The following is a 20,923-nucleotide window of genomic DNA, read 5'->3' as shown; positions in this document are numbered from 1 at the left end:
AGTAGCGTCATTTAGAATAAAAAAAGCTCACCGAAGTGAGCTTTAAAGACATCATAACAAAAACGATTTTAGAGTTTAGGATCACGCAACTGCACGAGACTCGAATTGGCTTTGCTCAATGACTCCATCACTTTAGACATGACTGCAGGAACCAATGAATCCGCAATTTGTGCTGCTTGTAAGCCCAACTTCTCACCAAGTGTTGGCTTTTTGCGGGTTTCAATCATATATACATCATGTTGTGGCATGAGACTTAATAGATATTCATCTGACGTTTGGAGCTTATCGACTAGATTAAGATCAAGGGCATCTTGCCCATACCAATGCTCACCTGTTGCGACTTTATCGACATTGAGCTGAGGACGGTATTTTTCAACAAAGTGTTTAAACAAGTTATGGGTTTGCTGCAACTCTTCTTCAAATTTGGCTTTACCTTCAGCAGTATTTTCACCAAACATCGTTACGGTACGTTTGAACTGACCCGCAGTATACAACTCAAAATCGATATGTTTTTCTTTCAATAAACGGTTAAAGTTTGGCACTTGTGCAACCACGCCAATCGATCCCACAACTGCAAATGGAGCTGAAACTATTTCATTTGCAATGCAGGCCATCATATAGCCACCACTTGCAGCAACTTTGTCCACACAAATGGTTAAGTTAAATCCAGCATCACGTAAACGTACCAATTGTGCTGCAGCCAGACCATAGCCATGCACCATCCCGCCTGGGCTCTCTAAACGTAAAACCACGCGGTCGCGCCCAGCTTTTGCTGTCGCTAAGATTAGAGTAATTTCTTCACGTAGACTTGTTACCGCAGATGCAGCGGTATCACCATTAAAATCAATCACATAAATTTTTTGGTTATTCTTCTTACGTGCGCGCGCTTCTTTTGATAATTGTTGGCTTAGTTGCAGCAGCTCAAGTTTAGATGCAGTGGTTTGCGCAATTTTTTTTCGTTGTTCATTAATACGTGCATTTAAGTGACTTACACGAATTTCCGCAGGCAACTTGGGATTATGAAATAGCATAAAATTGAAACTCATTTAATTCATATTTATGTTGTATAACATGTGGGTTGCATCACAAAAATTCAATCTATTTTTTGAAAATAATTCTCATTGAGCCAAATTGAGTATTTTATTTCTACTAAGCTTTTTCTACCTAATCATAAAGTCCATAAAAAAAAGAGCCTTTCGGCTCTATTTTTAAACCGATTAGATTAACCAAAACGCCCGGTAATATACGCTTCAGTCAACTGATGATCCGGTTGAGTAAAGACTTTTTCAGTGGAATTCACTTCAATCAAATCACCCAAATGGAAATATGCGGTACGGTCAGATACACGTGCTGCTTGTTGCATCGAGTGCGTCACAATCGCAATGGTATATTGCGCTGAAAGTTCAGTGATGAGTTCTTCTACTTTAGCTGTTGCAATTGGATCCAGTGCTGAACATGGTTCATCCATCAAAATCACTTCAGGACTGACTGCAATGGTTCGCGCAATACATAAACGTTGCTGCTGACCACCTGAAAGTCCCGTACCCGGTTGGTTTAAACGGTCTTTCACTTCATCCCAAAGCCCTGCTTTACGTAGGCTATTTTCAACAATTTCTTCCATATCGTATTTGTCACGTGCCAATCCATGCAATTTTGGACCATAAGCCACATTGTCAAAAATTGACTTTGGAAATGGGTTCGGCTTTTGGAAAACCATACCCACTTGGGCACGAAGTAACACCACATCGAGATTTGGATCATAGATATCTTGATTATCCATGAGCACTTGCCCTGTCACACGACAAGAATCAATCGTGTCATTCATACGGTTGAGCGTACGTAGAAACGTTGACTTACCACAACCAGACGGTCCAATAAAGGCAATCACTTCATTTTCATAAATGTTCAGATCAATGCCTTTGATCGCTTCAGATTCGCCATAGTACACATGCACATCATTGGTACTGATTTTCACATTGCTCGATTTCGCATCTTTTTTCGCGCTAGATTGCGTATCGAATTGTGACACAAACGCAGTATTGGTTTGTTTTTGGCTGCCCTGAGCAGAGGTAAATTGTGTTTGTTCTGGATTCACGGACTTATCCTGATCTAAGGAATTCTTTTCAGTTGTAACGACGCTATTCATATAATGCCCTCAATTACCAGCGTACTTCAAATTTCTTACGTAACCAGATGGCTAAACTGTTTAAGCCGATCATGAGAGCAAGAAGTACAATGATTGCTGCTGCGGTACGTCCTTCAAAGAAGTTACGTAGCTCATTACCTTGCCAAAGGAAAATTTGTACAGGTAATGCAGTGGATTGATCTAAAGGAGTGGCTGGTACACTTGCTACAAAGGCACTCATACCAATCAATAATAATGGAGCAGTTTCACCTAGGGCTTGCGCTACACCAATAATGGCACCGGTTAAGATACCTGGTAATGCCAGTGGCAAGACGTGGTGAAATACAGTTTGTAAACGTGATGCACCCAAACCTAAAGCGGCTTGGCGGATCGATGGAGGAACAGCTTTTAGTGAAGCACGTGTGGTAATAATGACCGTTGGCAAAGTCATCAAACTTAAGACTAAACCACCAACCACAGGAGCCGAAAGCGGCATATGCATCCAACCAATAAAGATCGCTGCACCAAGCAAACCAAAGACAATCGAAGGAACCGCTGCTAGATTGTTAATATTGACTTCGACAACATCGGTAATCCAGTTTTTAGGTGCAAACTCTTCTAAGTAAATTGCAGATGCTACACCAATTGGAATCGAAATAATGATCACGATCAGCATCATAAATAACGACCCCATAAACGCCCCAGCTAAACCTGAAGTTGCAGGTGAGCTACGAGAGTCTGGATTCTTAAATATTTCAGTATTAAATGAGTTAGTAATAACACCATCCGCTTTGAGTTTATCTGCGAGTTGGCGTACTTCTGGGCTCAATTGTTGCTGTTCATCAGGCAAGCTGCGGTCAATATTACCCGCTAACCAGACATCGACATTGGCATCTGCAAGGATTTTAAAATCTTGCTTTTGACCGATCAATGACGGATCTGCCATAACCATGTCACGTAAGCGATATGCTTCTGAACTGGTATATAAACTGTTGAGATCATCACGTTGAGAGGCAATCGCTGGATCTTTTGCAATGATCCCATTTACGATCAGCGCATCCCAATCCACCATGCCCATATCAGTTTGCCAAGCAATATAGCGCTCTTGGAACTGTGCAGGAGATTCACCTTCTTTTTGAACCGGTTTCGCTCCTACATTGACGATACTTGGATCAAAAAACACAGGCACTGTCATCGAGCTTTGCCAAAATGCAGGTAAGCCTTTGGCTAAAATACTGCCAAACAATAGCACGACGAAAAATAAACCGGTCACTACTGCACTAAAGCCCAAGACACGGAAGGTATTTTCTTTACGGTGTCTTTTCGCCAATGAGTTTTCAATGATTTTCTTACGTTTTTCACGAAGCTCTGCGGCTGCGTGCGGATCAAAAGTTTGATCCATATTTGATGTATTCGTCGTACTCATTCGTATTGCTCACGGTATTTACGCACAATGTACAGTGCAACAATATTCAGCCCTAAGGTAATCACAAACAGTGTTAAACCGAGTGCAAAAGCAACCAATGCTTGAGGACTCGCAAAGTCTGTATCACCTGTTAATTGGTTTACGATGGTAATAGTGACTGTAGACACTGCTTCGAGCGGATTAATGTGTAGTAAAGGACTGTTCCCTGCTGCAAGTACCACAATCATGGTTTCACCAATTGCACGAGATGCTGCCAATAAGAATGCACCGATAATGCCCGGCAAAGCTGCAGGTATCACTACTTGGCGAATCGTTTCTGATTTTGTTGCACCCAAACCGAGTGAACCGTCACGAAGCGCGCGAGGAACTTGAGTAATGATGTCATCAGATAATGATGAAACGAATGGGATAATCATAATCCCCATCACAAAGCCTGCTGTTAGAGCACTGGTTGCATTAATATCGAGTCCAATATATGCGCCAAGCTGTTTTGCAAAGGGTCCAATAATCATTAAGGCAAATACACCGTAAACGATGGTTGGAATACCTGCGAGAACTTCAATGGCCGGTTTTGCCCAAGCACGGAAACTTGGCTTTGCATATTCAGCCAAATAAATTGCAATCATTAGACCAACAGGAACAGCAACCAGTAGTGCAATACCACTAACCATGAGTGTGCCCCAAAGGAGTGGCAGCAAACCATAACTACCTTCGGCATTCCCTGATGTACTAAAACCTGGGTTCCATTCAGTGCCCAAGAAGAAATCGAGTGGACTGACAAAACTAAAGAAACGCATGGCTTCACTGAACATCGACATCACAATGCCAACTGTTGTCAGGATTGCGACCCCCGAACACAGTGCCAATGCGATATTAATAACTTTTTCGACTTGGTTACGTGCACGATATTTTTCTGCGATGCGGCGTTTAGCCATAACTAAACCAATCAATGCCGCACAAATTACAACGGCCAATTTTGCATATGAGCCGATGTTTTCAATTTTCTGTAACTGTTCTGCTGCTGCAAGTTCATATGCAGCTGGCGTATCACTTACTCCAAAACCAGAAGCAATCGCTTGGACGCGGTCAACCATTACGCTTGTGCTTGCAGGATCTAAACCTAAACGAATATTTTCTGGGACATTATTTAAAATAACGTGTTGAAAAATACTCGGTTCAACCAAGTTCCAAACAATCAAGATTAAAAAAGCGGGAATCCCACACCATAAAGCGACCAAAACACCATAATAGCCCGGTCGTGAATGCAACATTGCTGAGTTATTGCCTTTACCTGCAAGTTTGCGACTTTTGGTCAGTCCAACTTGATAAGCGATTGCAATAATTGCGAGCAACACACCAATAAGTAGCAGATTCATGTAATCTCCACTGTTTTTTCAAAAGCCCTTCTTGAAAAAACTGTTTCTTTGCAAAAAGCCAATGGCAGGTCAATCCTGCCATTGGCTGTTTCAATCCAATTATTTAACTGCTTTACCAGCTTTAAAGTTTGCAAGAACTGCAGCGCGCTCTTTGTCAGACATTGAAATTAAGCCTGCTTTTTCAAGCTTAGAACCTTTACCAGATACTTTTTTGCTTACAAAGAATTCTGTAAATTCTTTCAAGCCTTTGATTGATTTAAGATGCTCACCTTTCACGTAGAAGAACAATGGACGTGATACAGGGTAAGAACCATTCAGAATTGTTTTCTCAGATGGCGCAACATTGTTTACTGTCGCTACACGTAATTTGTCACGGTTTTGATCATAGAAACCTAAACCGAATACACCTACAGCGTTAGGTGAAGTTTTTAAGCGTGCCAATGTCTCTGTATAGTCACCAGCAATTTCAATTACACGGCCATCTTTACGGAATGTAGAACATGCCTTTTTCTTTGCATCTTTATCTAGCTTCGCAAATGCTTGGTAAGTTTCACAGCCAGCATCTACCATTTTCTCTTGGAATACTTCACGAGTACCGTGATTTGATGCAGGAATAACTAAAGTGATTGCTTCGTTTGGTAAAGTTGGGTCGATTTGATTCCAACGTGTGTATGGGTTTGGAACCAATTTACCTTTTGAAGGTAATTCAGCAGCAAGTGCAGCAAATACGTGCTGTGGGCGAAGTTTGAATGCGGCTTTTTTAGCGTTTGATGCAAACACGATACCGTCATAACCTACTTTAATCTCAAGAACTTGGTTTACACCTGCTTTTTTACAAGCAGCAAGCTCAGTGTCTTTAATTTTACGAGATGCATTAGCAATATCGATAGTGTTATCACCAACGCCATTACAGAATTGTTTCAAACCACCAGAAGTACCACCAGAACCTACAACAGGTGCTTTAAATTGTGGGAATGTATTACCAAACTCTTCTGCAACAATACTTGCGTAAGGCAAAACTGTAGAAGAACCAGCAATTTGGATCGTGTCACGAGCTGCATTTGCAGTTGTAGCGACTGTTGCCCCAGTAGTGAGTACCATAGCAAGTGCGATATGATTTAAGCGCATTCTCATCTCTCTTAATTGATGCATTTATTGGAGTACGCCACTTTTATTTTTAAAGTCTTGTACTTTTTCGATATCTGCATTTTGATTTTAGAGTATGACAGTTAGGTTACATCTTTATGACGCTTTTATGATAATTGATGATTGCTCATTGATTTAAATATAATTCTTTATTTTTCAATACGTAATGAAATTTATCAAAGTATTGGTCTTATTTATTTCTACTTTGATATTCGTAAGAATTCATGTCACTGTCATATTTTGTCTTATTTTCTTTTTTCAAATTGTCCTCTTTTTCTGAATGATGCACATTTGCATGTTCGATTTTTTATTCCATGTTATTCCAATAATTGAAATTTCATTACATTTTTAGTTAGCTCAATATGCAACTTTACATAAAAACAGAGCCTAAAATGACCAGTAAAGCCATTGCGACATTTAATCCAGACTTGCCTGTGCATATGACTTTTGAAGAACATGACTGGCACTTACTTGCGAAATATTGGTATCCGATTGCACTCGCTCGAGACATTACAAAACAGCCTTATGGCACCATGCTTTTAGATATGCCGCTCGTCATTTATAAAATGGGAGATGAACTGATTGTAGCTAAAGATGCCTGCCCACACCGCGGCGTACCCCTAAGTTTAGGCAAGAATGATGGTCAAGGCGTGGTCTGCCGATATCATGGCTTACGCTTTGATGAACATGGTCATTGCAACCGTATTCCTGCACATCCAGAACAGAAAATTTCACCGCACTTTAATTTACGCACCTATGCAGCGGTAGAGCGCTATGGTTTGATCTAGTGCAATCTGACGGCTCATTCTGAAGCTGAACCCAATATACCTAGCATGCCCAATTGGGAAGATGCAGATTTTCAACAATTGGTTTGTCCAACGGTAGATTTTCAATGTTTTGCAGGCCGGCAGCTTGAAGGTTTTATTGATGTTGCGCATTTTGCATGGGTACATCCCGATACGTTTGGCGATCCTGAAAATGTTGAAGTAGCCGACTATAAAACTATTGAGACAGTAACAGGTTATAATGCGGACTATTGGAGCAGTGTTGAACGTTACCCCCATTGGTTTAGATCAAAGAGGTCAAGAAGGTTTTCAATGGCTACGTTATTTCGAAATACATCTGCCTTTTACTGCAACACTGACTATCCATTTTCCCAACGACACCAAACAAGTGATTATGAATGCGGCTTCACCGATGACTGCTCATTCTACCCGTCTATTTGCTCCCATTTGCCGCAATTATGACAAAGACTTACCTGTCGAAGATGCTTATGACTTTAACCTGAAAATATTTGAGGAGGACCGTTTAGTCTCTGAATCGCAAAAGCCTGAATATTTACCCTTAGATTTAAGCATCGAAGCGCATTTTCCAGCGGACCGCAGTCCCAGCATGTACCGCAAATTATTGCATAAAAAAGGTTTTAGTCCATTATTTGCGGCATAACATCAATATCGTATTGCATTCACCTCACCCTAACCCTCTCCTACAAGGAGAGGGAAACTCCTTTACAAGCCTTATATTGGTTATAAATATTGTGGTATCTCATTCATCAAATGATAAACATCAATGAATATCGCGACTGGCGACAGGGATGTCACTATAAGGTAATGGTCACATGGATGTACCTTTTACCTGAGAAGGATTTTAGATACTTTGATCCCTCAAAGTAACAATCTGCCTACGCAGTAAACTATCATCACTCAATGAAAAATTGCGGCCATGCAATAAATTAAACGCCTTTTCATTTTTTAAAAAAAAGGAGCTCTTACGAGCCCCTTCTTCTACAATTACAAAATGACAATTAGTCAATTGCAGGTGTATATGTACCATCAGCGATTGGGCCTTTGATACGATCCGCTTCTGCTAGCACAAGAGCAAGCAAATTCTTCACGTTGTCTAAAGTCGCTACTGGGCTTAAAGTCGTCATTTTCAATGATTGAACTTGACCTACTTTAGTTACACCAATATTCGCTTCACCCCGAGCAAACAATTCGTCTGCCACGTTTTGGTTCAATGTATCTAACAATTCAGCTGGGTAACCTGCTGGTACTACACGGAACAATACCGATGCAAATTGAGGATCAACCAGCATTTCTAGACCGTCAGTGGCAGTAATATAGTCCGCAACATCACGTGTTAGACCTACACCATGATCAATCATCGAACCGTAAAGCTCTTCACCTAACGCTTCAACCGTCATCCACAATTTCAACGCGTCAAAACGGCGAGTTGTTTGTAGTGACTTAGATACTAAGTTAGGAACGCCATGCTCTTCATCATAAGCAGAGTTTAAATACTCAGCTTCATAATGCATGAAACGATAGTTCGCTTCATCTTTCAGCAAGAACGCACCACATGAAATCGTTTGGAAGTAATGCTTATGGAAATCAAGCGTTACCGAGTCAGACAGTTCAATACCGTCTAACATTGAACGATAGTCATTTGAAAGAATCAGTGCACCGCCCCAAGCCGCATCGATGTGCATCCACGCGCCATATTTATTGGTGATTGCACGTACTTCTTTCAATGGGTCAATTGCGCCTGCATCGGTTGTACCCGCAGTTGCAACTACACATGCGACGATTTTACCTTCAGCTTGAAGGTGAGCCATGGTTTTCTCAAGTGCGTCCATGTCCATGCGAGCATTCGCATCTACAGGAACAGTCACGACAGATTGGAAGCCCATGCCCATCATTGCCATGTTCTTTTGCACAGAGAAGTGCGCATTTTCAGAACAAATAACTTTGACGTTACGCATAGCATCAGATGGTACGCCATCACGCTGAACAGACCACGGATTGCCGTTTTCGTCTTTCCAGTTTTTAGCAATACATGCATCACGTGCAAGCAAAACACCCATTAAGTTAGACTGCGTACCGCCAGAGGTGAATACACCTGCTTGACCTGCACCATAGCCAACTTTTTGGCGAAGCCAGTCAATTAACTGAACTTCCATCAATGAACCTGCAGGGCTTTGATCCCATGAGTCCATCGATTGGTTTGTCGCGTTAATGAGCACTTCAGCGATTTGGCTTGTTACCATTGTTGGGCAATGCAAATGCGCTAAAGAATGTGGGTGATGTACTTTTAAGCTTTTGTTTAAGAACAGCTCAACCATACGGTCTAGTGATTTTTGTACACCCATACCTTCTTTAGAAGGATTGAATGCAATTGCACTACGAAGCTCTTTAATACTACCGCCGGTGTACATTTTGTCATTTTGCAACCATGCAGAAACGGCTTTTACCGCTTCGCCCATTGCTGACTGGTAGTCAGCAATGGATTGTGCATCATTGCAGAATAACGCTTTACGATGTTCTGCAAAATCAACCATTATTACGCGCCTCGAGTTGCAACAAGTGCTTCAGCAAGTGCTTTCTTGAAGCGAACGATCACTTCTTCACATTCAGCTTGATTGATAATCAATGGGCAAAGTAAACGAATGACTGTACCGTTACGACCACCTTTTTCTAACAACAATTTGTTGTTGAAACATGCTGCTTGAATTGCTGCTGCCAATTGAGAATCACCTGGTAATGAGCCCATGTGATCTGCTTTTTGACGTTCATCAACAATTTCAACACCAATCATCAAACCACGGCCACGTACGTTACCGATACATGGGAATTCAACCGCTAATTTTTTCAATTCAGCTTGTAAGAAATCACCACGTTCTTGCGCATTTTGCGCAAGATTTTGCTCTTTAATGGTTTTGATTGTTGCAAGACCCGTACCCATCGCCAATTGGTTACCACGGAATGTACCCGTGTGACCCGCTGGTTGCCATGCGTCAAACTTACGTTTAATGCCCAATACTGCAAGTGGTAAGCTACCACCTACCGCTTTAGACATTACAATGACGTCTGGCTCAATACCTGCATGTTCAAAGGCAAACATTTTACCTGAACGTGCAAAGCCCGCTTGTACTTCATCAAGAATCAACACGATGTTGTGCTTTTCAGTCACTTCACGGATTTTCTTTAACCATTTTACAGGTGCAGTCACTACACCGCCTTCGCCTTGGATTGCTTCCAAGATTACAGCTGCAGGTTTTGTTACACCACTTTCTACGTCTTCAATGAAGTTTTCGAAATAATACGTTAATGCATCAACACCCGCTTCACCACCAATGCCTAATGGGCAACGGTATTCATGCGGATACGGCATAAATTGAACACCTGGCATTAAGCCGTTCACAGCATTTTTAGCAGACAAGTTACCAGTCATAGCCAAAGAGCCATGGGTCATACCATGGTAGCCACCTGAGAAGCTGATTACTGAACTACGACCAGTGTAAGTTTTTGCTAATTTAATTGCTGCTTCTGTACCATCTGCACCAGACGGACCACAGAACTGTAGACAATACTCTTCTTTACCACCAGGTAATTGCTCAAGTAGTGCTTCAGTGAAAGCATCTTTTAAAGGCGTTGTTAAATCCAAAGTATGCAATGGGAGGCCACTTGCAAGTGTGTCTTGGATACTTTGAATTACCGCAGGATGATTATGGCCTAATGCCAATGTTCCTGCCCCAGCTAAACAATCGAGGTACTCTGTACCTTCAACATCAGTAACCCAACAACCTAAAGCTTTTGCTATCGCAAGTGGAAGTTTACGCGGATAGCTACGAACATTGGATTCCATCTGGCTTTGGCGAGTCAAATAGTATTCGTTAGTAGAATTAGTGGCAGGGTTTACAGAAGAAACGCTCATATCGAATTACCATCTCTGATATGGGTTGAAAGAAATAAGTCGGGTGACTTGCGGTCCTTTGACTCGGTGCTTTATGAGTTTCTAGTTAGCTTTAAAAGCTCTTTGAGTATGGGCTAACTAGGAGGCGGATGATACAGACTTTTTCAAGAAAATAAATCACTTTTATGATCAAATAAAAAGATAATTTAGAGAAAAAACAGATCTATTCCATGGATATCTTGAATTATCATCTTACAGTGTGACAAAACAAAGAAAACCTTTTTATTTTATGCTTTTTTACAACTTATGAATGATTATTGTAATCATCAATTATTTAAACAACTAAGTACTGATTATTTAAATAAATATTCATCAAGCACTACATTTATTTTTCTTGAAAGATTTACAATCCCACCACAGATTTTCCTTTAATCCATCACAATCCCCTTTTAAGATAACAGCATAAGCTAAATTAGTCATTCTGAAAGAAGAATAGGTCATAACAATGCGTAAAATTATCTTATCTACTGTTTTATTAGCATCTGGTCTAGGTTTGGCAGCAGCAACTCAAGCAGCTGACCCACTCAATTACAACATCGTGAACATTCAGGCGGATGCTACTCGCCAAGTGTCGAACGACCAAATGTATGCCGTTTTATATATTGAAAAATCAAATAAACAACCGGCTGAACTTGCTACCCAAATCAACCAATTGATGACCCAAGCGGTGAACACAGCCCGTAAATACCCTGCGGTAAAAATCGAAACGGGATCTCAAAGCACCTACCCGATTTATGACAATGACAGTCGTAAATTGAAAGAATGGCGTGGTCGTGCCGAAGTACGTTTAGAAAGTACAGACTTTAAAGCAGCTAGCCAATTGGTGAGTGAGTTACAACAAAATTTCCAAACTCAATCCATCAGCTTTAGTGTGTCAGATGCACAGCGTAAAAAAGTTGAAAATGAACTGATGGTTGAAGCATCCAAAAACTTTCAACAACGTGCCCAAGCGCTCGCTCAGGCATGGAATAAATCAGGCTACAACTTAGTTAATATTAATTTAAATACCAGCAATTATGGTGGTCAGCCAGTTCCGCGTATGGCGATGATGAAAGCTGCAAGTGCCGATGCTATTCCTGAACAAGAAATGGCAGGTGGTGAATCTAAAATCACGGTCAGTGCAAATGGCTCTATCCAGTTCAAATAATTAAATTCATTTTAAAAAACCGTGCTTTAGCGCGGTTTTTTTGACTATAAATTCCATCTAATCTTTATTTAAACCAAACAGTATTTCACCCGTTCATCAGATGCAACCGGTGGTAAATATATTGGTCAGCCACGAACCTTCTTCTTACAAACTTCATTCGACTTTTAAACTGGTCTAAATATAAAGATCCCACCAAGTGTGGGATTTTTATTGAATAATATATATGGACATCCACATATTCATATGTAAAGATATATGAAAATCCATATATACAGATAAACATGGAACAGACTGAATTTTTCAAATTACTTGCAGATGAGACTCGTCTGAACATCATCATGCTGTTGGCTTGTAAAGGTGAACTCTGCGTCTGCGAACTCACTGAGTCCCTTGAATTGAGCCAACCTAAAATTTCGCGTCATTTGGCATTACTGCGTTCATCAGGTGTACTGAGTGATCAACGTAAAGGTCAATGGGTCTATTACTCCATTCACCCTGCACTGCCTACTTGGTGTACACAAATACTCGATGTCATGCGTCACCAAGAACGATTTAAAGACCTCGATTTAAACTCCCCGAAAGGCACTACCACATTGTGTGAAACGCTATGAATTTTTTATTTCTATGTACTGGCAATAGCTGCCGCAGCATTTTATCCGAAGTACTTTTTAACCAGCGTGCCCCTGAAGGTTTCCGTGCTTATAGCGCAGGCAGTAAACCTTCAGGACAAGTCCACCCATTTACCTTAAAAACCCTACATAACCTCAATCTACCGACTGAGGGCTTGTCGAGTAAAACCATCACAGCATGTGAACAATACCAACCCGATGTGGTAATTACTGTCTGTGGTTCTGCAGCTCAAGAAGCTTGCCCAATTTACTTAGGCTCTGCCATCAAAGCACACTGGGGTTTAGAAGACCCTTCCCATTTAGAGCTTGCAGATGACGTAAAACTTGCAGCTTTTCTTGATACCGTGGCGCATATTAACCGCCGTTTAGATGCTTTATTTGCGCTCGATTTTACGCAATTAAGTCGCGAAGAACTCAACCAAGAAATCCAAAATATTTCAGAGATCCAATAATGGCTGCTGCAAAACTGTCATTTCTAGACCGCAATTTAACGCTATGGATTTTTATCGCAATGGGGCTAGGCATTGCGATTGGCGTGTATGTTCCAAGTACTTCAAGAGCTTTAAATCAACTCAATATCGGTGATGTCAATATTGCGATTGCCATTGGTTTAATCCTCATGATGTATCCGCCTTTGGCTAAAGTGGATTACAAAGCGCTGCCTGAAGTGTTTAAAGATAAACGTACCTTATACCTATCACTGGTTCAAAATTGGTTAATTGCGCCTTGCCTGATGTTTATTTTGGCTATCGTGTTTTTACAACACTACCCTGAATACATGACCGGTTTGATTCTGATTGGTTTAGCACGTTGTATTGCAATGGTTCTGGTTTGGAATGATCTCGCTTGTGGGGACAACCAATACGTTACGGCTTTAGTGGCATTTAACAGTATTTTCCAAATTGCATTTTTTAGTACCTACGCATGGTTCTTTTTGAGTTTTTTACCGCCATATTTTGGTATCGAAGCACAAGTGATCCAAGTCAGCTTTTGGACCATCACACATGCAGTATTGGTGTATCTAGGTATTCCCTTCCTGCTCGGTTTCCTGACGCGTGCCATATTGGTAAAACAAAAAGGTCTAGATTGGTATAAAAATCAATTTATACCTAAGATCAGCCCGATCAGTTTAATCGCATTACTCTTTACCATTGTGGTGATGTTTAGCCTCAAAGGTGCAGATGTCGTGAGCCTTCCAATAGATGTACTGCGTATTGCCATTCCCCTCACGATCTACTTTGTCGTGATGTTTTTCATTAGCTTTTTGATGAGCAAATGGATGGGCAATAACTACGCCAAAACCACTGCCATATCCTTTACAGCAGCAGGTAATAATTTTGAACTTGCTCTCGCTGTTGCCATCGCCACCTTTGGTATCGCATCTCCGATTGCATTGACCACGATTATTGGACCATTGGTTGAAGTCCCTGTGCTAATTGCATTAGTGAGTGTATCGCTCTGGTTAAAACGCAAATGGTATAAAGAGAACTAAAATGAAGCTCCCCAATATTCAACTAGATTTACTTGAAACACCGCGTTTTGAGCAAGTTCAAGCCAAAGCACTTGAACATCCACTACGCATTCTGCTGCTATATGGCTCTAACCGTGAACGCTCATTTAGCCGATTAACGGTATTGGAAGCGGGTCGAATCCTTGAACATTTTGGTGCAGAAGTCAAAATCTTTCATGCTAAAGGTCTTCCTCTGCCTGAAGATGCTGAAACCTCCCATCCCAAAGTTCAGGAATTACATGAATTACTTGCATGGTCTGAAGGCATGGTTTGGTGTTCGCCAGAACGACATGGCGCGATGAGTTCTATCTTGAAAGCTCAAATTGATTGGATTCCTTTAGCCGCAGGTGCCATTCGTGCTACTCAAGGTAAAACGCTAGCGTTAATGCAAGTCAGTGGCGGTTCGCAATCTTTCAATGCTGTTAACCAAATGCGAATCCTTGGGCGTTGGATGCGGATGATCACAATTCCAAATCAATCTTCCGTTGCGAAAGCATTTTTAGAATTTGATGAAAATGACCGCATGAAACCATCTTCCTATTACACTCGCATTGTCGATGTGATGGAGGAATTATATAAATTTACCCTACTCACACGTGGTCAATCTGCCTACCTCACAGATCGCTATTCTGAACGAGTTGAAAGTGCGGAAGAACTCTCTAAACGGGTTAATCAAAAGAACCTTTAATGAAAAACTCCTGCATCTGTGCAGGAGTTTTGGTCTAAAATATCCATCCGTTTCAACTTAAACTAATAATTTATAAAATAATGTCGTTGAATCTATTGTACTTGTATGGCTCAATGCAAATTGCGGAATGATCCCAGCTTTTATAAAGTTAAATTTTTCATATAGCTTTTCAGAGACATCGCCTGTACGCGTATCAAGTACAAGTAATTTCAAGTTCAAATGTTTTGCTTGATCTTCTGCAAGTGTTAATAGTTGATGAGCAATGCCTCGCTGACGTACCTTTGGATGCACCATAAGTTTTTCAATCTCAGCACGATGCAGCGCATTGGCTTTGGTGGCACGAACCAATTGTACTGTGCCCACAATTTCACCGCTTTGTAGCGCCGCCCACAAAAAGGTTTTATGCTTTTGAATATCCTTTGCCACAGCAGACCAATATTCATCATAGTGCGACTTAGATTCTTTAGTTAAAAAACCCAGTGATGCACCATCTTGCACACATTGTGCCAATAATTCACACAGTTGAGCCTGCTCATCTTTTAGATCTTGTATGTTTAAATATTGAATTTCGCTCATCTTCTTTTCCTCTTATTTCTATTTTTATCGTTATATTCAAATGGCATGCCATAAAAAATCCCGCTCGGAAGCAGGATTTTGATTTTCAATTTAGTAAATCGACATATGATTGCGATGGATCATTTCAAGTGATCTGGCTTCCCCTAAAACTTGATGAACTTTATCTGAGGCCAAACCTTTAACTATTTCTGCCGAGCGTGAACTGAAGTTTACACGACCTACGGCAACACGATGACCTTGTGTATCGACACATTCCACCACATCACCACGTTCAAAATGCCCTTCAACTGCTTTCACGCCTACAGGTAATAAACTACGGTGATTATCACGTATTGCCTTTACAGCACCATCATCAATCACCAAACGTCCAGCTGTTTGTAAATGTGCAGCTAACCATTGTTGATGAGCTGTGACACGGTCATTGTCCGTAATGAATAAGGTACCCAGTAATTCACCTGCCATCACGCGTGAAAGCACATTGTCGCTATCACCGCTCGCAATCACGGTTGGACAACCTGACTTAGCAGCCAAACGTGCTGCACGAACTTTGGTTAACATGCCACCACGGCCAAATTTACCGCCGCCGCCAGCCATATCAAATAAAGTTTCATCCATTGCACGCACCGTATGAAACAGTTTGGCATCTGGATTGGAACGAGGGTCTGAGTCAAACATGCCTTCTTGGTCAGTTAGAATCACCAAAAGGTCTGCATGAACCTGTCCAGCCACCATCGCAGCCAAAGTATCGTTATCACCAAAGCGAATTTCATCTGTCGAAACAGTGTCATTCTCATTGATGACTGGAATGACACGCCAATCAATCAAATGCTGCAAGGCATCACATGAGTTTAAATAACGACGACGGTCAGCCAAATCATCATGGGTTAATAAAACTTGAGCTGTACGAATAGAACGTTGTTCTAAAACGCTTGACCAAGTATGAATTAAGCCCATCTGACCAATGGCAGCACAAGCCTGTAGACTGGGTAGATCTGTGGGTCGGTTGTCCAAATTCATACGAACCATCCCTTCAGCCACAGCACCGGAAGACACAAGAATGATCTCGTGTCCTGCATTGTGTAGTTCTGCAATTTGTCCCGCCCAATGCGAGATTGCATCCAGATCTAACCCTTTTCCGTTTGCTGTGAGTAGTGATGATCCGATTTTAACAACGATACGTTTACAACCCTTGAGCTGACGTTGCCCATCTACCACTTCTATCATCTTGTCCTCAGACTTGTTTGCTTTGACACTTATTCAGCAATTAACGTACGTAGTACGATTCTGCCTCATCATCACCGTCTTCAAATTCATCATCAAAGTCTTCACCTTGACCTGTCAGACGTTGTTGACGACGCATTTCACGATATGCTTCTTTCGCAGCAAGCGTTTGCTCACGTGTTTCAGCTTCAAGCTGATCACGGAACGCTTTAACTTCTGCAGCATATTCAGGATCTTCAGTTTCGCGTTCGCGCTGCTCTTCAATTTGATCCATCAGGTAATACACAACGTCTTTAGTACCTTCAAACGTTAAACCTGAAGTTTTGAATACAGGGCCTTTCCACTGTAACTCTTCGAGAATGTGATCACACCATTCATCACGCGTTTCGGCCGCCAATTGGTCTACTTTATTGAGTACCAATACAACAGGTAATTTTGAAAGTGTTGGGGAGAATTTTTTCAACTCTTCCAAAATTGCTTTTGCATTGTACGCAGGGTCAGAACCATCAATCGGTTGAACATCTACGATGTGTAATAAAATACGTGTACGTGCCAAGTGTTTCAGGAATCGAATACCTAGACCTGCACCTTCTGCAGCCCCTTCGATTAGACCTGGAATATCCGCCATTACAAATGAACGGTGACTATCGGCATCAACCACACCTAGGTTTGGCACCATTGTGGTAAATGGATAATCTGCAACTTTTGGTTTTGCTGCTGAAACTGCACGGATAAAGGTTGATTTACCCGCATTTGGCATACCCAACAAACCAACGTCTGCGAGTACTTTTAATTCAAGACGAATTTCACGAAATTCGCCTTTTGAGCCGTGTGTACATTTACGTGGAGAACGGTTGGTTGAAGATTTGAAGTGAGTATTACCCAAACCACCTTCACCACCTGCTGCCACTAACACACGCTGACCGTCAGCCACTAAGTCGCCGATGATATCGCCAGATTCTGTATCTACAATTGTTGTGCCCACTGGAACGAGCAATACGGTATCTTCACCGCCACGGCCTGAGCAGTTCGCTCCACGACCATTTTTAGCACGTTCTGCACGGAATTTACGTGTATAACGATAATCTACTAGGGTACTTGTGTCGTTGTCGGCTTGAACGTATACGTTACCGCCACGACCACCATCACCACCATCTGGACCACCAAATGGTACGAATTTTTCACGGCGAAAACTGGCTACGCCATTGCCACCGTCGCCAGCCTCTACGGTAATGACTGCTTCATCAACAAAGCGCATGTTTGCCAATCCTCTAAAAACTTTAAAACCGCTTATTCTGCCATATTTTAAAGAATTTCTCGAACAATATTATTCAGCAATACTATAAATTTCATTTATCTTGGTACTGATGCAAATTTTTAGGAAAATCCGCACCTCACTCGAAAATCTTTAGCTCATCATCAAAATACCTTTGATAAATGGCAAACGAATTTCACTCCCCATTTCTGAAAGCTATTTACGTGCATTTTCCTTGGCTTCAATAATTTCAGGCAAGGTTCGTTCAACCCAACCAATCAGATGCATTAACTTTTCTGCAGCCTGTGAGCCCATTAAAGTCAGTTGATATTCAACTTTGGGTGGCACAACTGGATAGACTGTCCGTAAGATAAAACCATCTTGCTCGAGCATTTTCAGCGTTTGAGCCAGCATCTTTTCGCTCACCCCTTCGATCCGCTGCTTAAGTTCACTAAAACGGTGTACCCCTTCAGTCAAACAACGCAAAACTAATACTGACCATTTATTGGTGAGATGTTCCAATATTTCTCGAGATGGACAGTCCGTGGATAAAACTTGACCTAATAATTTACTTGTAGCGTATGTGTTCATTAAATCTTTCCTCAAAGTCACTAACTTACTTTTTGGTATGTACTTACATTTAGTAAGTTAACAGATTAAGATTCAACCATCAAGATTATTTATTCAACAATCAGAGGGTTTAAATATGAAAATCGCAATTACAGGTGCAACAGGTCAACTAGGCCAATTGGTCCTTCAATTTTTATTGAAAGAAACCGCGGCCGAAAACATCATCGCTTTAGTTCGCTCACCAGAAAAAGCAGCATCTCTACAAGCTCAAGGCATCGAACTTCGTCATTTTGACTATGATCAACCAGATACACTGGTTCCTGCACTACAAGGTGTCGATAAATTATTACTCATTTCTGCCAATGAAATTGGTCGTCGTACTCCACAACACAAAGCCGTAATTGATGCTGCAGTAGATGCGAAAGTTCCATATCTTGCTTATACCAGCCTGTTACGTGCTGATACATCGCCATTGGGTTTATCTCAAGAACATCGTGAAACAGAAAGTCTGATTCAAGCTAGTGGTTTAACCTATACCTTCTTACGAAATAACTGGTATGTCGAAAACTATCTTGCCGCTGTAGGGCATGTGGTTGAAACAGGTACCTTATTTGGTGCAGCAAAGGATGGAAAAATTAATGCAGCGACACGTGCTGACTATGCTGAAGCTGCAGCAAAAGTACTTACAAGCTCTGGTCATGAAAATAAAACCTATGAACTTGCAAGCTCAGACAGTTTCACCTTGGCACAGCTTGCTGAAACCCTACAGCAAGTTTCAGGTCAAAAGGTTCACTATCAAAATCTAACAGCAGAAGACTATACACAAGGTCTATTACAAGCTGGATTACCTGCTGGTCTTGTAGATGTGATCGTCGATGCCGATATCAATAGCATTGACGGTGCAATGCAAAGTGATCGTAAGGACTTGGAACAGTTGCTCGGTCACTCAACCACTTCTCTAGGCAGTGCTGTTGAAGCTGCTTTAAAATAAGATCGAACCATCAAAAAAGCCCGAATTGATTCGGGCTTTTTGATTTGAATTTCACTTAGGGATGTACATTTTTTATCGGTAAATCCATGTTCATATCTAAATTTGCCTTGGTATTACGCTCTGCGTTGTACATCGTGGCATTAAAGGTTGCGATTTTTCGCATGGTCATCGGGTCATTGAGTTTTAGCTGTGGTGCAAACTGATGTACCACATGCAAATCGACTTTTTCATTAAACTCAAAATACACAGGACCATTAAAATTAATTCGAATAGGAATGTTATAGGTTCGTTTTAAGTGAAATGGGACATCCAGTTTTATTGGTATATCCATTTTTAACGGAAACTTCGGCACAAGTTTATTTTTAATCACCAAATCTGTGGTCGCCTCAAGTGGCATCGTCTGGTTAATTTGAATATTGGTGGAATAATCAATATCCACAGAGATGGGAACCTCTACACTAAACTGCAAATCTGCCAGATATTTTCCCTTCAAGGGTAGTTGCAGCTTCCGATCTAAAGCAATCTGCGTATCCAACGTCCCAATAGACTGCGTTTGCAAATAATTACCAACGGAAATTTTGGTGGGTAGTGAATGCGACAATTGAATATCAGCATTTTTTGCACGTACTTGCATCGACGCATAAATATTTAAATACAACCAAAATAGTACCGCAACCAATAACGCAACTGCGATAAAACTCAAAATGATGCGCTTCGCCGATTGAAATATCCACATGGCTTACTCCTGAGCTTTCGCTTCAGTTTTGGCATGCTCTCTGTTGAGTCGCATTGTTTTTAGTGGAATTACTAATTCACCCTTTTTAATTTGAACCGGCAACGTATTTTGCACATCCACTGTCGCTTTTAATGCCGTTTTAATTGGAACATTTAAATTACCTTCAATAGGAATGTTGGTTTTTAAATTTGCATTCAGTGGAATATGTAGGTTTTCTTTCAGCACGGTTTTGACTGGCGCATCAAATTTTAAATGTACTTTTTGCTCCAAAGGCACATTCATATTTACTGGAATATCCAATTGTATCGGGATATCACCTTTGAGCGGCAAAGTCACATCCTGCCCCATGACTTTAACTTTCACTTTGGTATTCACAGGAAGGTTTTGATTCACTTTCAAAGTTTCACGCACTGGAATCGTGGTCTTAATCGGGACTTGATTATCAAAATACACCCGTGGCGTCAGCGTTTGAGTTAAGGGAATATTTAAATTTTCATGTATCGGAATTTCAGCATTCACCCGCCCTGTCACGTCCACATCCAAGGCATCATGAATTTTGACTTCGGCTTGTAACGGCTCTTGCAGGTCAATATTGACGTTCTGATTTTCTAGCGGGATATAAATATTAAAGTGCTTAAACACCCAAATGGCGATAAGTACACCACAGAGCGCAGCAAACACAATAAATGCCAATCCACTGAGCATGTGCTTTGCTTGCAAACTAAATTCCTTTTGCTTTTTATTTTTTACAGTCTCATTTTGAACACATTATACA

General features: G+C 41.2%; 19 protein-coding genes and 2 pseudogenes. 8 read left to right on the top strand and 13 right to left on the bottom strand.

The features are described 5' to 3' along the window. Positions 1-68 precede the first annotated feature (68 nt). The 5 genes from sohB to FTT92_RS14550 all read right to left on the bottom strand — a co-directional run bounded on the left by sohB (position 69) and on the right by FTT92_RS14550 (position 6,055). On the bottom strand, positions 69-1,031 hold the full coding sequence (sohB, locus tag FTT92_RS14570; RefSeq protein WP_078192382.1) for a protease SohB: 963 nt from the start codon (positions 1,029-1,031) through the stop codon (positions 69-71). 191 nt (positions 1,032-1,222) lie between these two features. Continuing rightward, a complete protein-coding gene (pstB, locus tag FTT92_RS14565; RefSeq protein WP_218947256.1) occupies positions 1,223-2,146 on the bottom strand; it encodes a phosphate ABC transporter ATP-binding protein PstB in 924 nt (307 codons plus the stop codon). A 13-nt stretch (positions 2,147-2,159) separates the two neighbouring features. Beyond that, positions 2,160-3,551 (bottom strand): phosphate ABC transporter permease PstA, encoded by a 1,392-nt coding sequence (gene pstA / locus FTT92_RS14560; RefSeq protein WP_180172451.1) that lies wholly within the window; start codon positions 3,549-3,551, stop codon positions 2,160-2,162. After that, positions 3,548-4,927 carry a phosphate ABC transporter permease subunit PstC gene (gene pstC, locus FTT92_RS14555; protein ID WP_180172450.1) on the bottom strand — a complete coding sequence of 460 codons (1,380 nt, stop codon included), beginning with the start codon at positions 4,925-4,927 and terminating at the stop codon, positions 3,548-3,550. The genes pstA and pstC overlap by 4 nt, the downstream gene beginning before the upstream one ends. A 99-nt stretch (positions 4,928-5,026) precedes the next feature. Further along, the gene (locus FTT92_RS14550; protein WP_180076938.1) at positions 5,027-6,055 is read right to left on the bottom strand and encodes a substrate-binding domain-containing protein; all 1,029 of its coding nucleotides are present in this window, start codon (positions 6,053-6,055) and stop codon (positions 5,027-5,029) included. Positions 6,056-6,465: 410 nt separating this feature from the next. On the opposite strand from FTT92_RS14550, the pseudogene FTT92_RS14545 reads away from it, so the two are divergent. After that, positions 6,466-7,519 (top strand): annotated as a pseudogene (locus FTT92_RS14545) (Rieske 2Fe-2S domain-containing protein). A gap of 358 nt (positions 7,520-7,877) precedes the next feature. On the opposite strand, the gene FTT92_RS14540 reads toward FTT92_RS14545, so the two are convergent. After that, the gene (locus tag FTT92_RS14540) at positions 7,878-9,410 is read right to left on the bottom strand and encodes an aspartate aminotransferase family protein (protein ID WP_180076937.1); all 1,533 of its coding nucleotides are present in this window, start codon (positions 9,408-9,410) and stop codon (positions 7,878-7,880) included. A 2-nt stretch (positions 9,411-9,412) separates the two neighbouring features. After that, entirely contained in the window at positions 9,413-10,786 is a 1,374-nt protein-coding gene (locus FTT92_RS14535) for a diaminobutyrate--2-oxoglutarate transaminase (RefSeq protein WP_180023447.1), read from the bottom strand. Positions 10,787-11,270: 484 nt separating this feature from the next. Here FTT92_RS14535 and FTT92_RS14530 point away from each other — a divergent pair, with 484 nt between their 5' ends. The 6 genes and pseudogenes from FTT92_RS14530 to arsH all read left to right on the top strand — a co-directional run bounded on the left by FTT92_RS14530 (position 11,271) and on the right by arsH (position 14,799). Then, positions 11,271-11,972 (top strand): SIMPL domain-containing protein, encoded by a 702-nt coding sequence (locus FTT92_RS14530; protein ID WP_078191855.1) that lies wholly within the window; start codon positions 11,271-11,273, stop codon positions 11,970-11,972. Positions 11,973-12,047: 75 nt separating this feature from the next. Continuing rightward, positions 12,048-12,140, top strand: a pseudogene (locus FTT92_RS16875) (hypothetical protein); the annotation flags it as partial. Between the two features lie 113 nt (positions 12,141-12,253). After that, a complete protein-coding gene (locus FTT92_RS14525; RefSeq protein WP_078191857.1) occupies positions 12,254-12,583 on the top strand; it encodes a metalloregulator ArsR/SmtB family transcription factor in 330 nt (109 codons plus the stop codon). Then, entirely contained in the window at positions 12,580-13,053 is a 474-nt protein-coding gene (locus FTT92_RS14520) for an arsenate reductase ArsC (protein WP_180063376.1), read from the top strand. The genes FTT92_RS14525 and FTT92_RS14520 overlap by 4 nt, the downstream gene beginning before the upstream one ends. Beyond that, positions 13,053-14,093 (top strand): ACR3 family arsenite efflux transporter, encoded by a 1,041-nt coding sequence (arsB, locus tag FTT92_RS14515; RefSeq protein ID WP_180172449.1) that lies wholly within the window; start codon positions 13,053-13,055, stop codon positions 14,091-14,093. The genes FTT92_RS14520 and arsB overlap by 1 nt, the downstream gene beginning before the upstream one ends. A gap of 1 nt (position 14,094) precedes the next feature. Beyond that, positions 14,095-14,799, top strand: a complete 705-nt coding sequence (arsH, locus tag FTT92_RS14510) for an arsenical resistance protein ArsH (RefSeq protein ID WP_180172448.1) — start codon at positions 14,095-14,097, stop codon at positions 14,797-14,799. A 57-nt stretch (positions 14,800-14,856) separates the two neighbouring features. On the opposite strand, the gene FTT92_RS14505 is transcribed toward arsH, so the two are convergent. From FTT92_RS14505 to FTT92_RS14490, 4 genes are all read right to left on the bottom strand, one after another. Beyond that, positions 14,857-15,375: a GNAT family N-acetyltransferase gene (locus FTT92_RS14505; protein ID WP_180172447.1), complete on the bottom strand. Its 519-nt coding sequence runs from the start codon at positions 15,373-15,375 to the stop codon at positions 14,857-14,859. 90 nt (positions 15,376-15,465) lie between these two features. Next, positions 15,466-16,599, bottom strand: coding sequence for a glutamate 5-kinase (proB, locus tag FTT92_RS14500; RefSeq protein WP_180172446.1), 1,134 nt, complete (start codon positions 16,597-16,599; stop codon positions 15,466-15,468). Between the two features lie 40 nt (positions 16,600-16,639). Beyond that, entirely contained in the window at positions 16,640-17,854 is a 1,215-nt protein-coding gene (gene cgtA / locus FTT92_RS14495; protein WP_180172445.1) for an Obg family GTPase CgtA, read from the bottom strand. Positions 17,855-18,067: 213 nt separating this feature from the next. Next, positions 18,068-18,442 carry a helix-turn-helix domain-containing protein gene (locus tag FTT92_RS14490; RefSeq protein WP_078191873.1) on the bottom strand — a complete coding sequence of 125 codons (375 nt, stop codon included), beginning with the start codon at positions 18,440-18,442 and terminating at the stop codon, positions 18,068-18,070. 115 nt (positions 18,443-18,557) lie between these two features. Between FTT92_RS14490 and FTT92_RS14485 the strand changes: the two genes are divergently transcribed. Next, positions 18,558-19,412, top strand: a complete 855-nt coding sequence (locus FTT92_RS14485; RefSeq protein WP_180172444.1) for an SDR family oxidoreductase — start codon at positions 18,558-18,560, stop codon at positions 19,410-19,412. Between the two features lie 55 nt (positions 19,413-19,467). Here the strand turns inward: FTT92_RS14485 and FTT92_RS14480 are convergent, their stop codons facing one another. After that, complete coding sequence (locus tag FTT92_RS14480; protein WP_180084155.1) at positions 19,468-20,148, bottom strand: hypothetical protein; 681 nt, start codon at positions 20,146-20,148, stop codon at positions 19,468-19,470. A 3-nt stretch (positions 20,149-20,151) separates the two neighbouring features. After that, positions 20,152-20,853, bottom strand: coding sequence for an MFS transporter (locus tag FTT92_RS14475; protein WP_143221649.1), 702 nt, complete (start codon positions 20,851-20,853; stop codon positions 20,152-20,154). Positions 20,854-20,923 lie beyond the last annotated feature (70 nt).

The organism is Acinetobacter sp. YH12023 (genome assembly GCF_013420135.1).
GTDB classification, from domain to species: Bacteria; Pseudomonadota; Gammaproteobacteria; order Pseudomonadales; family Moraxellaceae; genus Acinetobacter; species Acinetobacter amyesii.
This window is presented reverse-complemented; position numbering and strand designations above follow the sequence as displayed.